Source organism: Pseudomonas arvensis (assembly GCF_056688935.1).
Map to the genome: position 1 here is coordinate 5782525 of NZ_CP162038.1, position 13935 is coordinate 5796459.

13 protein-coding genes and 1 pseudogene are annotated in these 13935 nt (G+C 58.3%); 5 read left to right on the top strand and 9 right to left on the bottom strand.

The annotated features are described in order from the left end of the window. Positions 1-143: 143 nt before the first annotated feature. Positions 144-2327: a YccS family putative transporter gene (gene yccS / locus AB3G88_RS26330; protein WP_480452330.1), complete on the top strand. Its 2184-nt coding sequence runs from the start codon at positions 144-146 to the stop codon at positions 2325-2327. 4 nt (positions 2328-2331) lie between these two features. On the opposite strand, the gene AB3G88_RS26335 is transcribed toward yccS, so the two are convergent. Then, positions 2332-3069 (bottom strand): substrate-binding periplasmic protein, encoded by a 738-nt coding sequence (locus tag AB3G88_RS26335; RefSeq protein ID WP_099585780.1) that lies wholly within the window; start codon positions 3067-3069, stop codon positions 2332-2334. A 201-nt stretch (positions 3070-3270) separates the two neighbouring features. On the opposite strand from AB3G88_RS26335, the gene AB3G88_RS26340 reads away from it, so the two are divergent. Further along, positions 3271-3723, top strand: coding sequence for a GNAT family N-acetyltransferase (locus AB3G88_RS26340; RefSeq protein ID WP_480452333.1), 453 nt, complete (start codon positions 3271-3273; stop codon positions 3721-3723). Positions 3724-3805: 82 nt separating this feature from the next. On the opposite strand, the gene AB3G88_RS26345 is transcribed toward AB3G88_RS26340, so the two are convergent. From AB3G88_RS26345 to AB3G88_RS26355, 3 genes are read right to left on the bottom strand one after another with little or no spacing between them, the layout of a single operon-like run. Further along, positions 3806-4102: a winged helix-turn-helix domain-containing protein gene (locus tag AB3G88_RS26345; protein ID WP_099585782.1), complete on the bottom strand. Its 297-nt coding sequence runs from the start codon at positions 4100-4102 to the stop codon at positions 3806-3808. 19 nt (positions 4103-4121) lie between these two features. Beyond that, a complete protein-coding gene (locus AB3G88_RS26350) occupies positions 4122-4622 on the bottom strand; it encodes a M48 metallopeptidase family protein (protein ID WP_017735682.1) in 501 nt (166 codons plus the stop codon). 43 nt (positions 4623-4665) lie between these two features. Beyond that, the gene (locus AB3G88_RS26355; protein WP_480452336.1) at positions 4666-6771 is read right to left on the bottom strand and encodes a putative bifunctional diguanylate cyclase/phosphodiesterase; all 2106 of its coding nucleotides are present in this window, start codon (positions 6769-6771) and stop codon (positions 4666-4668) included. A gap of 308 nt (positions 6772-7079) precedes the next feature. Here AB3G88_RS26355 and AB3G88_RS26360 point away from each other — a divergent pair, with 308 nt between their 5' ends. The 3 genes and pseudogenes from AB3G88_RS26360 to AB3G88_RS26370 all read left to right on the top strand — a co-directional run bounded on the left by AB3G88_RS26360 (position 7080) and on the right by AB3G88_RS26370 (position 9696). After that, complete coding sequence (locus AB3G88_RS26360; RefSeq protein WP_099585784.1) at positions 7080-7745, top strand: polysaccharide lyase family 7 protein; 666 nt, start codon at positions 7080-7082, stop codon at positions 7743-7745. A 543-nt stretch (positions 7746-8288) separates the two neighbouring features. Further along, positions 8289-8495 (top strand): annotated as a pseudogene (locus tag AB3G88_RS26365) (carbamoyltransferase C-terminal domain-containing protein); the annotation flags it as partial. Then, positions 8479-9696: an MFS transporter gene (locus AB3G88_RS26370; RefSeq protein WP_480452338.1), complete on the top strand. Its 1218-nt coding sequence runs from the start codon at positions 8479-8481 to the stop codon at positions 9694-9696. The pseudogene AB3G88_RS26365 and the gene AB3G88_RS26370, both read left to right, overlap by 17 nt. A gap of 113 nt (positions 9697-9809) precedes the next feature. Here AB3G88_RS26370 and fba read toward each other — a convergent pair whose 3' ends face one another. The 5 genes from fba to epd form a co-directional block, all read right to left on the bottom strand. Next, entirely contained in the window at positions 9810-10874 is a 1065-nt protein-coding gene (fba, locus tag AB3G88_RS26375; RefSeq protein ID WP_099585785.1) for a class II fructose-bisphosphate aldolase, read from the bottom strand. Between the two features lie 124 nt (positions 10875-10998). Continuing rightward, on the bottom strand, positions 10999-11331 hold the full coding sequence (locus tag AB3G88_RS26380; RefSeq protein ID WP_099585786.1) for an MliC family protein: 333 nt from the start codon (positions 11329-11331) through the stop codon (positions 10999-11001). Positions 11332-11391: 60 nt separating this feature from the next. Next, positions 11392-11619, bottom strand: a complete 228-nt coding sequence (locus AB3G88_RS26385) for a hypothetical protein (protein ID WP_099585787.1) — start codon at positions 11617-11619, stop codon at positions 11392-11394. A 29-nt stretch (positions 11620-11648) separates the two neighbouring features. Beyond that, positions 11649-12812, bottom strand: coding sequence for a phosphoglycerate kinase (locus tag AB3G88_RS26390; RefSeq protein WP_099585788.1), 1164 nt, complete (start codon positions 12810-12812; stop codon positions 11649-11651). Positions 12813-12829: 17 nt separating this feature from the next. Next, entirely contained in the window at positions 12830-13888 is a 1059-nt protein-coding gene (gene epd, locus AB3G88_RS26395; RefSeq protein ID WP_480452342.1) for an erythrose-4-phosphate dehydrogenase, read from the bottom strand. Between the last annotated feature and the right edge of the window lie 47 nt (positions 13889-13935).

Here is a 13935-nt window from a genome sequence, read left to right on the forward strand (position 1 = left end):
CTGCTATCGGGGGCAAGCCCCCTCCCACATTTTGATTTGAGGTGTGCCAGGGAATAAATTGCAGTGAGATGTGATCACCACCCTTGCCGTGGCGTCCTTGATAGCTCAATTTAACGGCATCGTCCCGGAAGACTCACGACTTCATGTCATCGACCTCGTTCAAGCAGTCCATGCGGCGCCTGTGGGCCCTGGATAAATTCAGCTACAGCATTCGGGTATTCATCGCCCTCACCGGCAGCATGGCGCTGTGCTGGTACCAGGATGAAATGACGCTGCTGATCCCGCTGTTCCTGGGGATTATCGCCAGCGCCCTGGCCGAGACCGACGACAGTTGGCAAGGCCGCCTCAACGCCCTGGCCGTGACGCTGGTGTGTTTCAGCATCGCCGCGCTGTCGGTGGAGTTGCTGTTCCCTTTTCCCTGGGTTTTCGCCATCTCCCTGGCCCTGGCGACGTTCGGCCTGACCATGCTCGGCGCCTTGGGCGAACGTTATGGGGCGATTGCCTCGGCCACTTTGATTTTGTCGGTCTACACCATGATCGGCGTGGACCAGCGTGGCGGCGCCGTCAGTGATTTCTGGCATGAGCCATTGCTGCTGGTGGCCGGTGCGGCCTGGTACGGCGCGTTGTCGGTGCTGTGGCAGGCGCTGTTTTCCAACCAGCCGGTGCAGCAGAGCCTGGCGCGGTTGTTCCGCGAGTTGGGGCGCTATCTCAAGCTCAAATCGTCGCTGTTTGAACCGATCCGCCAGTTGGATGTGGAAGCGCGCCGCCTGGAACTGGCCCAGCAAAATGGTCGGGTGGTGGCCGCGCTGAATGCGGCGAAGGAAATCATCCTGCACCGCGTGGGCAACGGCCGACCGGGGTCGAAGGTCAGCCGCTACCTCAAGCTGTACTTCCTCGCCCAGGACATCCACGAGCGCGCCAGTTCCTCCCACTATCCTTACAACGCCCTCGCCGATGCTTTCTTCCACAGCGACGTGCTGTTCCGCTGCCAGCGCCTGCTGCGTCAGCAAGGCAAGGCCTGCCAGGCCCTGGCCGAGTCGATCCAACTGCGCCAACCGTTCATCTATGACGACAGCTTCGCCGAAGCCCTCAGCGACCTGAATGCCTCCCTGGAACACCTGCGCATCCAGAGCAACCCGGCCTGGCGCGGCCTGCTGCGCTCGTTGCGCGCGCTGGCGGCCAACTTGTCCACCCTCGACCGTTTGCTGGGCGATGCGAGCAACCCGGACGCCCTGGCCGACGCCACCGACAGCAACCTGCTGGACCGTGCGCCGCGCAACCTCAGGGAAATGTGGACGCGCCTGCGCACGCAACTGACGCCGACGTCGCTGCTGTTCCGCCACGCCTTGCGCCTGTCCCTGGCATTGACCATCGGCTACGGCACCTTGCACGCCATCCATGCTTCCCAGGGTTACTGGATCATCCTCACCACCCTGTTTGTGTGCCAGCCCAACTACGGCGCCACGCGGCGCAAGCTCGGCCAGCGGATTATCGGCACCGCCATCGGCCTTACCGTGGCCTGGGCGCTGTTCGACCTGTTCCCCAACCCCTTGGTGCAGTCGATGTTCGCCATCGCCGCTGGCCTGGTGTTCTTTATCAACCGCACCACCCGCTACACCCTGGCCACGGCAGCGATCACCTTGATGGTGCTGTTCTGCTTCAACCAGGTGGGGGATGGCTACGGGCTGTTCCTGCCAAGGCTGTTCGATACCTTGCTCGGCAGCTTGATCGCGGGCCTGGCGGTGTTCCTGTTCCTGCCGGACTGGCAAGGCCGCCGACTGAACAAAGTGCTGGCCAACACCCTGACCTGCAACAGCATCTACCTGCGCCAGATCATGCAGCAATACGCTGCCGGCAAGAGCGACGACCTGGCCTACCGCCTGGCCCGCCGCAACGCGCACAACGCCGACGCGGCGCTGTCGACCACCCTCGCCAATATGCTGATGGAACCGGGGCATTTCCGTAAGGAAGCGGATGTGGGGTTCCGTTTCCTGGTGTTGTCCCACACCTTGCTCAGTTACCTGTCAGGGCTCGGTGCGCACCGCGACACGCAATTGCCGGCCGAAGTGCGCGAGCATCTCATCGACGGCGCGGGCAAAACGCTCGCGGCGAGCATTGATGAAATCGCGACAGGATTGGCCAACAAGCAGCCCATTGCGATCCAGAGCGACGCCGAGGAAGCCCTGGCGGCGGACCTGGAGCAGATGCCGGACGAGATAGATGAAGGGCAGCGGTTGGTGCAGACGCAGTTGGCGTTGATTTGTCGGCAACTGGGGCCGCTGCGAACATTGGCGGCGCATTTGATCAAGGACACCAGCGCGGCTTAGGCCGCTACATCCCATGAGCCTTCATCAACCGCGCATAACTGCCATCAGCCTTCATCTTGGCAATCTCGCGATCAAAGCTCGCGACAATCTGCGCATGCTCTGGGTTCTTCAGGCTCACCAGGATATGCAGGCTGTTTTCACTCAGCGGCTGGGGCAGGAACTCCACCGAATTGCGCACCCGCGCCGATTCCCGTGACAGGTAAAAGCGCGCCACATATTCATCCTCCACCGTCAGCCGCACGCGCTGCGCCGCCAGCATCCGCACGGCCATGGCAAAGTTATGCACAGGGACTTTCTGCAACTGCGCGTCACCATCGAACGCCGCCGAATACGCATAACCGCGCACCACGGCGATGGGGTAGTCGTGCAGTTGCTGCAGGTTCTGATACTCGATGGGATCATCACGGCGCTTGATAAAGCGCACGCGGTTGAGCAGGTATTCGCCGGAGAACTGCCCCAATTGCGTACGGGCGTCGTCGTACCAGGCGTTGATCAGCACGTCATAGCGCCCGTCACCCACGCCCATCAGCGCGCGAGCCCAAGGCACCTGCTCGAAATCACTGGCATAGCCGGCGCGGGCCAGGGCCGTGCTGACAATGTCGGTGGCCAAGCCACCGTTGATCAGCGTGGCATCGGTAAAGGGCGGCCAGGCATCCGCGACCAGACGCAGGCGCTGTGCACATGCAGGCGTCGCCAGCAACAACACTCCCATCAAAGCAACGGCACGAGACAATCGCGGCATGCTCAAAATCCTTGGCGGACAGGCGGTGGCCTTAGCTCAGGCTGCGCCTGAGGTTCTAACATTAGCTCAGATTACACAAAGAAACGGCTGGCGCATGCACTCAATGATGGCAAATTGATTTCACTCACAAAAATAGTTGATTTAGACACCACCGCGCGCCGCGCTTACTATCCAGAACAGACATTCACGTGAGAACACACCATGACAGTCGATTGGGTCTGCAAACATCACACTGACCTGGGCAAGGAGCAGCTGTACGCCATCCTGCGCCTGCGCGGCGAGGTCTTCGTTGTCGAGCAGAAGTGCGTTTATCAAGACATCGACGGGCAAGACCTAGCGGGCGACACCCACCACCTGATGGGCTGGAAAGACGATGAACTGGTAGCCTACCTGCGCCTGCTGGATCCGGAGTCCCAAGGCGGCGATGTGGTAGTTGGCCGGGTGATCGTCGCGCCAGTGGCGCGGGGGACCGGGCTGGGGCACGCGATGATGGAAGAAACGCTCAAGCAGATTGAAGAGATCTGGCCGGATACGCCGATCTTTCTGTCAGCCCAGGCGCATCTGCAGGGGTATTACGGACGGTATGGGTTTGTGGTGGCGGGTGAGGAATACCTTGAGGATGACATTCCACATATTGGTATGCGGCGGGTTTGAGGGCCTTATCGGGGGCAAGCCCCCTCCCACATGCGGGAGGGGGCTTGCCCCCGATGGCGTCAGCCGAAACAGTGCAAAAGCTTCAGGGATACCCCAACACCTGCTTCACCGAAGCCAGATTGCCTTCGATCCAACGCCGATCAATTGCGCCCCAATCACGAATCCGATAGTGCCCGGCATGGTTACGGGCACCGTCCTCTTGCTCGAATTCACACACGATATCCAGGTCAGCCAATGCCGCAATCGTGTCCTGCGCCGTGCGCCGAGGCATGCCGGTGGCGTCGGTCAGCGCCGGCACACTGCTGGCCAGCCCACTGTCGATCAGGTACGCCACGTACAGGCGGCGGTAGAAGCTGCTTTTGGTCTTGCTCACATCCATGGTCAGTCGCCTTGTGCGGTCAGGGTTTGCCCTGCAGGTCGCGATACGTGAGGTACACCCGCAGGTCGAATTCCACCTGGTGGTAACCCGGCATCATGTAGTCGCAGAGTTTGTAGAACGCCTTGTTGTGGTCCGATTCCTTGAAGTGTGCCAGTTCGTGCACCACGATCATGCGCAGAAATTCCGGCGCGGCGTCCTTGAACAACGCAGCAATGCGGATCTCTTTCTTGGACTTGAGGTTGCCGCCCTGCACCCGCGAAATCGTGGTGTGCAGGCCGAGGGCGCGGTGGGTCAGGTCCAGGCGATTATCAAACAGCACCTTATCGATGGCCGGCGCGTTGCGCAGGTGTTCCTGCTTCAAGGCCAGCGCGTAGGCGTACAGGGCTTTGTCGCTCTGCACCGCGTGGCGCTCGGGGTAGCGCTGCTCCAGGTAGGCACCCAACTGGTCCTTGGCGATCAGTTGGCGTACCTGCTCCTGGAGGGCGGCGGGATAGGCCTGGAGGTATTTCAGCGCGGTCATGGAGGTCTGCAACAGGGTTCGAATGGGCGCCAGTGTAGCGAATTCAGCGCATGCGGGCGCGAGACCAGTCGACCACTTCATCGGCCATCAGCGGTTGTGCCGCCCACGGCCCTTGGATAAACGGGCAGCCATGGGCCTTGAGCCACTGAGCTTGTTCCTGGGTTTCCACGCCTTCGGCCACCACGACCACATCAAAATGCCCACACAGCTCGATAATGCTGCGCGCCATCGCCGTGTCCCTCACCGAACCCGGCAGGCGCGCAACCAATTGCGGGTCAAGTTTGAGGGTGTCGAACGCCAAGTCACGCAGATGCGACAAGGAGCACTGCCCCGCGCCGAAGTCATCCAGCGCAATGCGTACGCCGATGCGGCGCAGCAATTTAAGCTGTTTGGCGGCCTCTTCCAGGTTACTCATCAGGCAGTCTTCGCCGATTTCCACCTCCAACTGGTGCGTCTGCAGCCCATACCGCTCCATCATCTGCTGCAACTGGTTCGCCAGGTTGGGCATGTTGAACTGGCTGCTGCTCAGACTCACGCTCAATACCAATTCGTCATCGAAGGCGCTTTGCCACATCTGACGCTGGGCAGCGACCTGCTGATAAATCCACGCGCTCAGTTGGCTGATCAGCCGCGCCTCTTCCAGCAACGGTAAAAACAGCCCTGGCGGCACGTCGCCGACGCTGGGGTGCTGCCAGCGCAACAACGCCTCGACGCCGCGCAAGCGTCCATCCGCCAGGGAAACCTGGGGCTGATAGACCAGGGTGAACTCCCTGTTTTGAATCGCCGTGCGCACACTGTCTTCGAGCATCAGCCGCGAGCGCGCACGGCCGTTCATTTCCTGGTCGTAATAACGATATTGCTGACGGCCTGCGCGCTTGGCTTCGTACATGGCGATGTCGGCCGCACGCAGCAAACCATTCAGATCCGAGCCGCAATCCGGGTAGGTCGCAATGCCGATGCTCACGCCGAGCATCACATCCAGACCGTCGACCTGCTGGCACACCGAGACGCGCTCGATCAGCTTCTCCGAAATCTTTGCCGCCTGCTCCGGGAATTCCAACTCCAGCAGCGCGGTAAATTCATCACCGCCCATGCGGCCGATAATGTCGTAGGAGCGCAGGCAGCCCTGCAATTGCTCCGAGACCCAGCGCAGCACCCGATCACCGGCGTCATGGCCCAGGGAATCGTTGACCCGCTTGAAGCCGTCGAGGTCCAGGTACAGCAACACCAGGGACTGCTCCGTGCGCTCGCTGCGCAACAGTGTGTTTTCCACTGCCTGATGGAAGCCGCGCCGGTTCAGCAGCCCGGTCAGTGGGTCGGTGACGGCCTGGAATTCCAACTGCTGATGCAAGTGGCGGACCTCGGACATGTCCAGCACCGTCACCACCATAGCCTTCTGCTCGGCGGGCAACGGCGCGCAGGACAGTGCCACCGGCACCTGCTGGCCACGGCGGGTGCGCAGCAGCGCATCGTGCAGACGCCAGGTTTCGCCCTTGCGATAACCGGCGTACATCTGCGAGTCCAGCCAGGCGGGCACATGGGGTTTTTGCAGGAAACTTAGGAAGTCCTGATCTTGCAACTCCTGGATCGTGGCGTTGAGCAGCCGCGAAATCGCCGGGTTGGCGTATTCGATCACGCCCTCCTCACTCACCACCAGAATGCCCTCGGCGGCGTTATCCAGCACCGACGCATTAAAGGCCCGCGCGGACTCCAGGTCATGGCTCAGGCGCTGCAACGCCCGGCGATTGCGCTGGTGCTCCAGCAACGCCTGGACCTTGGGCTTGAGGATATGCGGGTCGAAGGGTTTGAACAGGTAGTCGATGGCACCACTGGCATAGCCTTCCAGCACGGCGGCGGGCGACTGGGCGTTGGCACTCAGAAAGATGATCGGGGTCATGCGCGTGCGCTGGCTGCCGCGCATCAACCGCGCGACTTCGAAGCCGTCCATGCCGGGCATCATCACATCCAGCAACACCAAATCGACTTCATGTAGCAGCAACAACTCCAGGGCTTCCATCCCGGATGCGGCGGTGATCACCTGCCAGTCATCGCGTTGCAAAAGCGCACGCATGCTGATCAGGTTTTCCGGGTAGTCATCGACCACCAGAAGAACCGAACTGCCATCGCCGTGATGTGGAGCGCATTCCATGCTGGGACTCTTCCTTAGGTCTAATCCGGTCATTTCTGACAGAAAACCCGGACAAACATCAAGGCCTCACTCTAGCCCCGGATCCTGAAAATCAGAAGTGACGTGGATGCCATCATTGCGCCAAAGTTCAGTCAGCCGACTAACGGTCAACCTCTGCAGCCCACGGTTCATGGGAAACATGGCTTTTTGGCATTCCTATGGCGTCAATAAATTGCCAGCAAATGTTTAACAACTGGACGGCCACCGCCTATAAAGAACCTGTCAGGCCCCCGGGCCAAAGCCGTCACCCCCTGTAAAAGGCCAACGCCATGATCGACCTCTCCACGTGGAACCTGAGCATTCCGGTCGGCTCGCCCCCCGCGACTATCGACACGCCAAAGCTGCTCAGCGGCTTCAACGACCAGTATTTCCAGGCCGAAGGCAGCAACGTGCAATTCTGGACCCCCGTCACCGGCACCCGCACCGAAAACGCCATCTACCCGCGCAGTGAATTGCGCGAAACATACGCCGACGGCCGCCTGCGCAACTGGACCTACCCCGACGCCGACAACTTCCTGCGCGCCACCCTGGCCGTGAACCAGGTGCCCTCCAGCGGCAAGATCGTCATTGGCCAGATCCACGCCTATGACAGCCAAAAACCACTGATCAAGCTCGAATACCAGTTCAAGGAAAAGACCCAGACCGGCAACATCGTCGCCAAAGTGCGCATGCGCCCGGATGAAGATGAAAGCCGCGTGATCATCGTCGCGTCCAATGTGCCGCTGGAGAAAAGCTTCACTTACGTGATCAACCTCAACAAGGCTGGGCTACTCAGCGTGTACGCCGCCGACAGTGAATGGAACGAGCGCATCGGCGCGGCCTGGGCGGCCAAGCCGCTGTATTTCAAGGCAGGCGCGTATGTGCAGGACAACAGTGGGGACAGCAAGGAAGGGGCGAAGGTGACGTTTGCGAAGTTGGATATAGATCACGAGTGAAGTGTCCGGTGGTGCCAAGGACGATTCCTCGGTGAAGCTACCTTGGTAAACACACCGCGATTCCTGTGGGAGCCGCAGATATGCATGGCTATCGCGGGCAAGCCCCAACGCCGGTCAGTTAAGAGATAAAAAGACAAAAAGTTTTGTCCTTAACTGACTCGCGCTGTTCACTTAAGAATTGCTGACTATTCCTCAAGCAACCGGGCAACCCGGAGTCTGAGAAAGACTCCGGATTTTTATGCATGTCGCTGAGGGATTGCGATATGTGAACCGCAACGACAACCTAAACTTCGGCACATGTGCTACTTGATGTTACAGCCTTGTGTATTAGTGAGCATTGTTAAAAATCAGCGAGGGAGCGAAATGTAGGAAATACCAATCAGAACAATCCGGTACTTTCCTACAAAAACACACAAAGACTCAGCTGAAAAAAAATACAACCCAAGAAATAGAAGTTGACAATCACAATAAGCCCTCATACGGTTTAAGCGCATCGCAAATCTGCGAAGGCAATAACACTGAGGAACGAATGAATCGCAGAATCGTCGCATGCATCAATTGCTGAGCGCCTATCGTGCTGTGTCAGGAGTCGGAGTACTGTGCAACACCTCTTTGAACTTTAACGGACGCGGCTTTATAAATAGGCTGAGCGACTTGTATCGATTCGCCAGTGAGCATGAGCTCGACGGCTTCGTATTTGAAGACACACTTTTTCTTCATTCAGATCGGCATCATGAAAACGTCAAGTAAGCTTATTTGCGTACAAGCGCTATCCAGCTTTTCACTATGGCTTGATATTTTTTTAATCTTCACGGCTCCCGTGTATCTATGGCATGCCTCATCTTCATCGATAGCGTTCCTGGCTTTTTGCCTTGGTGCCCCGATGTTGTTTCTAGGCCCTATAGTAGGAACGCTGATAGATCGATATGACGTAAGGAAAACACTATTATCCGGCGCCTTATTCCGCACACTGTCTACCATAGCGCTAGCAGTTTCTCCGGACCTCCAGACCTTTTTGCTTTTCGTCATATTCAAAGGCGTGTCAAACTTATTCTACTTCCCCTCGATAACTATTGTAGTTCGGCAATTGATACATGCTGAGGAGCGCAAATCTTTTTTCAGCCACGTAAGTGTATTTGATCAATCTTCCAAAATTTTCGCGCCGTTATTTGCTGGTGTGTTAACGGCAGCATTATCACCTAAGGATTTATTCTTTTTTTCGGCTGCCGCCGTTTTACTAACCGTCCCATTCCTAAGGTCTATTTGCCTTGCATTCCGAACGCAAATTAAGGGCACCTCTTCAAAAGCCCTGCCACTTTATCGCGACCTGGCAAGAGGATTCTCTATATTCAATGCCTTACCCTTTCAATTACGCATGGGTTTTTTGTACTCCCTGCTAACTTCGCTGGCTTTAGGCATTTACGACCCGCATTTGGCGTCCTTTCTAGCCTATGAAGGTTTACCTCCAGTTAACTTTTCAATAATCGTCTCAGCAACAGCCGCAGGTGCAATATGTGCCGCATTGCTGATGAAATTCAAATTGAACAACTTCGATGAGATTCTTCTTCGGTCAGGCGCGTTAGTGGTTTTCTCTACAGCATTAATTCTGACCGCAGCTTTGGTATTTTTTCAACTGCCTGGAAGATCCTATCTCTACCCATTGGTTTGGTTTTTGAATGGCGTTGGCTACGAGACACTAATAATATCTTCGAATATAATTCTTCAGCAGTTATGCCCTGCTGACAATATCGGAAGAGTTTCCATGTCTTTCAGAAGTATCCAAGTACTATGTGTTATAACGGGACCTTCTTTAGGAACAATACTAATAATCGCAGGTGGTCGCCCAGCACCTTTTGTCGTGGCTGCAGGCATGACACTTTTAACTGCATCGGCGTCCATTGCGGTCTATTTATATTTTTACAGAAAACAAGCGCACGCACCTACCAGCTAGTGCAAAAATCAAACAATCATCCCGTGAGCCTCCTGCCTCTCAAACTTATCTAGTCAAATCTCAGCCACAAAAAAGCCCGCATCGCTGCGGGCTTCTTTTTAAACGACAGAGGTTCAGTTCACCTTAGCGTTCAACTCACCTTTCAAATACCGCTGATACATCGCTTCCAACGATACCGGCTTGATCTTCGAAGCATTACCCGCAGTACCAAACGCTTCGTAGCGTGCGATACACACATCACGCATCGCGGTCACGGTGGCGCCGAAGAATTTACGTGGGTCGAATTCGCTCGGGTTGGTGGCCATCAGGCGACGCATTGCGCCGGTGGACGCCAGGCGCAGGTCGGTGTCGATGTTGACCTTGCGCACACCGTGCTTGATGCCTTCGACGATTTCTTCAACTGGTACGCCGTAGGTTTCTTTGATGTCGCCGCCGTACTGGTTGATGATCGCCAGCCACTCTTGCGGGACCGAGGAAGAACCGTGCATCACCAGGTGGGTGTTGGGGATGCGCTTGTGGATTTCCTTGATACGGTCGATGGCCAGCACGTCGCCGGTAGGCGGCTTGGTGAACTTGTAGGCGCCGTGGCTGGTGCCGATGGCGATGGCCAGGGCGTCGACCTGGGTCTTCTTGACGAAGTCGGCGGCTTCTTCCGGGTCGGTCAGCATCTGGCTGTGATCCAGCACGCCTTCGGCGCCGATGCCGTCTTCTTCGCCGGCCATGCCGGTTTCAAGCGAACCCAGGCAACCCAGCTCGCCTTCAACCGAGACGCCGCAGGCGTGAGCCAGGGCCACGGTTTGTTGGGTCACGCGCACGTTGTATTCGTAGTCGGTCGGGGTCTTGCCGTCTTCGCCGAGGGAGCCGTCCATCATTACCGAGCTGAAGCCCAGTTGGATGGAGCGCTGGCACACGTCAGGGCTGGTGCCGTGGTCCTGGTGCATGCACACCGGGATGTGCGGGAATTCTTCGATGGCTGCCAGGATCAGGTGACGCAGGAACGGGGCGCCGGCGTATTTGCGCGCACCAGCCGACGCCTGGACGATCACTGGGGAGTCGGTCTTGTCAGCGGCTTCCATGATGGCGCGCATCTGCTCAAGGTTGTTGACGTTAAAGGCTGGGACGCCGTAGCCGAACTCGGCTGCGTGGTCCAGCATTTGACGCATGCTGATAAGTGCCATTGTGTTGTCTCTCCCGGTCGAGGGTCGTTAATCGTGCAAGCCTGCCGTAGCGGCGGCTGCTATTCAAGTTATTGCCGGTCAGGTTTTGCATGCCTGGCCTGCTGAATCGTTATTGCTGTCAGGCTTATTGGGCTTTGCAGCCGCGCCCGATCAAATCGTCGGTAGCCACCCAGTAAACCAGGCCTTCCTCACCTTTCGTGTGAAACGCCAATTGGTCGTTGCTGTACAGCACGCCAGAAGCCGCAACATCCTGTTTAAGGCGGTAAACCTGGTCGGAACCACCGAGGCGTACATCCACCTCGGATTTGGCCGCATTGGCAAAGCGCCAGTTGACCTCGGCCTTGCTGTCGCAGGTCCAGGTGGTCCACTTGTCGGCAGGTTCTGCCTTGTTGAACATGTTCATGCTGCTGCAACCGGCCAGTAGGGCCAGGGCTGCCAGGGCGAAAACGCCTTTCATTGCCAATCCTCGCAGCGGCGCCAAAGGCCACCGATGCTGTCGGTTAGTTGATCAGACCCGTCAAGGGCAACCCTGTTCCTGACCGTTGGGCGCGGAGTCGTATTTCTCCAGCCGCTCATTGCCGATGCGCTTGTTGATCACCGGCATGGTCTCGGCTTGCCAGTCCGCCTGGTAGCAGCTCGTTTTCTGCTGCGATGCCGGCTTTCCAGCCTGCTGCGCCGCGCTTGGCGTGCTGCCGCAACCGGCCAAAAGGCCCGCTGCGATCACCAGTGCCAACGACTTGATCATGGGAATGCTCCTTTTCCTGATCACGGGCCTTAACCTTTGGCTCGGGTTTCCAGCACTTCAACGGCAGGCAGGACTTTGCCTTCGACGAATTCAAGGAATGCGCCGCCACCGGTAGAAATGTAGGAGATACGGTCAGCCACGCCATATTTATCGATGGCCGCCAGAGTGTCGCCACCGCCGGCAATGGAGAAGGCCGAGCTTTCAGCGATGGCGTTGGCCAGCACTTTGGTGCCGTTGCCGAACTGGTCGAATTCGAACACGCCAACCGGGCCGTTCCACAGGATGGTCTGGGAGGCTTTCAGCAGTTCCGCGAAGTTGGCTGCAGTTTGCGGGCCGATGTCCAGGATCATGTCGTCTTCAGCCACGTCAGCGATGAGCTTGACGGTAGCGGCGGCGCTTTCGGCGAATTCCTTGGCTACCACCACGTCTACTGGCAGCGGCACACTGACTTTGGCAGCGATGGCGCGGGCGGTGTCCAGCAGGTCCGGCTCGTACAGCGACTTGCCCACCGGGTGGCCGGCAGCGGCCAGGAAGGTGTTGGCAATGCCGCCGCCGACGATCAATTGGTTGCAGATCTGGCTCAGGCTGTTGAGCACGTCCAGCTTGGTGGACACCTTGGAGCCCGCCACAATGGCAGCCATCGGCTGGGCCGGTGCGCCGAGGGCTTTGCCCAGTGCATCCAGTTCAGCAGCCAGCAGCGGCCCAGCAGCGGCGACCTTGGCGAACTTGGCCACGCCGTGGGTCGAACCTTCAGCACGGTGGGCGGTACCGAACGCGTCCATTACAAACACGTCGCACAGGGCCGCATATTGCTGGGCCAGTTCGTCGCTGTTCTTTTTCTCGCCTTTGTTGAAGCGCACGTTTTCCAGCAGCACGAGGTCGCCGGGCTTCACGTCAACGCCACCCAGGTAGTCAGTCACCAGTGGCACGTTGCGGCCCAGGGCATTGCTCAGGTAATCGGCTACAGGCTTGAGGCTGTTTTCTTCCGAGAACTCACCTTCGGTCGGACGACCCAGGTGGGAGCAGACGATGACGGCTGCACCTTTTTCCAGGGCCAGCTTGATGGTCGGCAGCGAAGCCCGGATCCGCGCATCGCTGGTGACAACACCGTCTTTGACTGGGACGTTGAGGTCTTCGCGAATCAGTACGCGCTTACCTTGCAGATCGAGGTCGGTCATCTTCAACACGGTCATGGGTCGCAGTTCCTGAGTTACTGTTGTTGAGGTTGTTTAGAGGCGATGTGCAGATAATGTTCCGCAACATCCAGCATACGGTTGGCAAACCCCCATTCGTTGTCGAACCAAGCCAGGATGTTCACCAACCTGGGGCCGGAAACGCGAGTCTGGCTGGCATCGACAATCGCCGAATGCGGGTCATGGTTGAAATCGCAACTGGCGTGGGGCAACTCGGTGTAGGCCAACAGGCCTTTGAGCGGGCCGCTGGTGGCGGCGTCGCGCAGGATCCGGTTGACCTCGGCCGCGTCAGTGTCGCTCACGGTTTGCATGGTGATATCCAGGCAAGACACGTTCACCGTCGGCACCCGTACGGCTTTGGCCTGGATTCGCCCGGCAAGTTCCGGCAGCAGTCGCTCGATGCCGCGCGCCAGGCCGGTGGACACCGGAATCACTGACTGGAACGCCGAACGGGTGCGGCGCAGGTCTTCATGATGATAGGCGTCGATCACAGGCTGGTCGTTCATCGCCGAGTGGATGGTGGTGATCGACACGTAATCGATGCCGATCGCCTGATCCAGCAGGCGCAACAGCGGCACGCTGCAGTTGGTGGTGCAGGAAGCGTTGGATACCAGCAGCTCATCGCCGGTCAGGCAATCCTGATTGATGCCGTAGACGATAGTGGCGTCGACATCCGCCTCGCTGGCCATCGGCTGGGAAAACAGCACACGCGGCGCGCCGGCATCGAGAAAACGCTGGCCGTCGGCGCGGGTGTTATAGACACCGGAACATTCCAGCACCAGGTCGACGCCCAATGCTTTCCAGTCGATGCCTTCGGGGGTGGCACTGCGCAAGACCTGCACGCAGTTGCCATTAATATGCAGACAATCGTCTTCAACCCGCACTTCGCCAGGGAAGCGGCCGTGAGTGGAGTCAAAGCGTGTCAGGTATTCGATGCTGGCCATGTCGGCCAAATCGTTGATCGCGACAATTTCAAACCCGGCAGCCGCCCCTCGCTCGAACAGAGCACGCAAGACGCAACGACCAATGCGGCCGTAGCCGTTGAGTGCAACTTTGTAGGGACGCGGTTGGGGCATGGGGTTCTCGATCAAGGTTAGTTCGGTGTCGAATGTTCTGACGCCAT

What these genes read in the sequence shown, in the direction of transcription:
- yccS (WP_480452330.1), top strand. Translation starts at nt 144, where the DNA reads ATGTCATCGACCTCGTTCAAGCAGTCCATGCGGCGCCTGTGGGCCCTG.
- AB3G88_RS26335 (WP_099585780.1), bottom strand. Translation starts at nt 3,069, where the DNA reads ATGCCGCGATTGTCTCGTGCCGTTGCTTTGATGGGAGTGTTGTTGCTG.
- AB3G88_RS26340 (WP_480452333.1), top strand. Translation starts at nt 3,271, where the DNA reads ATGACAGTCGATTGGGTCTGCAAACATCACACTGACCTGGGCAAGGAG.
- AB3G88_RS26345 (WP_099585782.1), bottom strand. Translation starts at nt 4,102, where the DNA reads ATGGATGTGAGCAAGACCAAAAGCAGCTTCTACCGCCGCCTGTACGTG.
- AB3G88_RS26350 (WP_017735682.1), bottom strand. Translation starts at nt 4,622, where the DNA reads ATGACCGCGCTGAAATACCTCCAGGCCTATCCCGCCGCCCTCCAGGAG.
- AB3G88_RS26355 (WP_480452336.1), bottom strand. Translation starts at nt 6,771, where the DNA reads ATGGAATGCGCTCCACATCACGGCGATGGCAGTTCGGTTCTTCTGGTG.
- AB3G88_RS26360 (WP_099585784.1), top strand. Translation starts at nt 7,080, where the DNA reads ATGATCGACCTCTCCACGTGGAACCTGAGCATTCCGGTCGGCTCGCCC.
- AB3G88_RS26370 (WP_480452338.1), top strand. Translation starts at nt 8,479, where the DNA reads ATGAAAACGTCAAGTAAGCTTATTTGCGTACAAGCGCTATCCAGCTTT.
- fba (WP_099585785.1), bottom strand. Translation starts at nt 10,874, where the DNA reads ATGGCACTTATCAGCATGCGTCAAATGCTGGACCACGCAGCCGAGTTC.
- AB3G88_RS26380 (WP_099585786.1), bottom strand. Translation starts at nt 11,331, where the DNA reads ATGAAAGGCGTTTTCGCCCTGGCAGCCCTGGCCCTACTGGCCGGTTGC.
- AB3G88_RS26385 (WP_099585787.1), bottom strand. Translation starts at nt 11,619, where the DNA reads ATGATCAAGTCGTTGGCACTGGTGATCGCAGCGGGCCTTTTGGCCGGT.
- AB3G88_RS26390 (WP_099585788.1), bottom strand. Translation starts at nt 12,812, where the DNA reads ATGACCGTGTTGAAGATGACCGACCTCGATCTGCAAGGTAAGCGCGTA.
- epd (WP_480452342.1), bottom strand. Translation starts at nt 13,888, where the DNA reads ATGCCCCAACCGCGTCCCTACAAAGTTGCACTCAACGGCTACGGCCGC.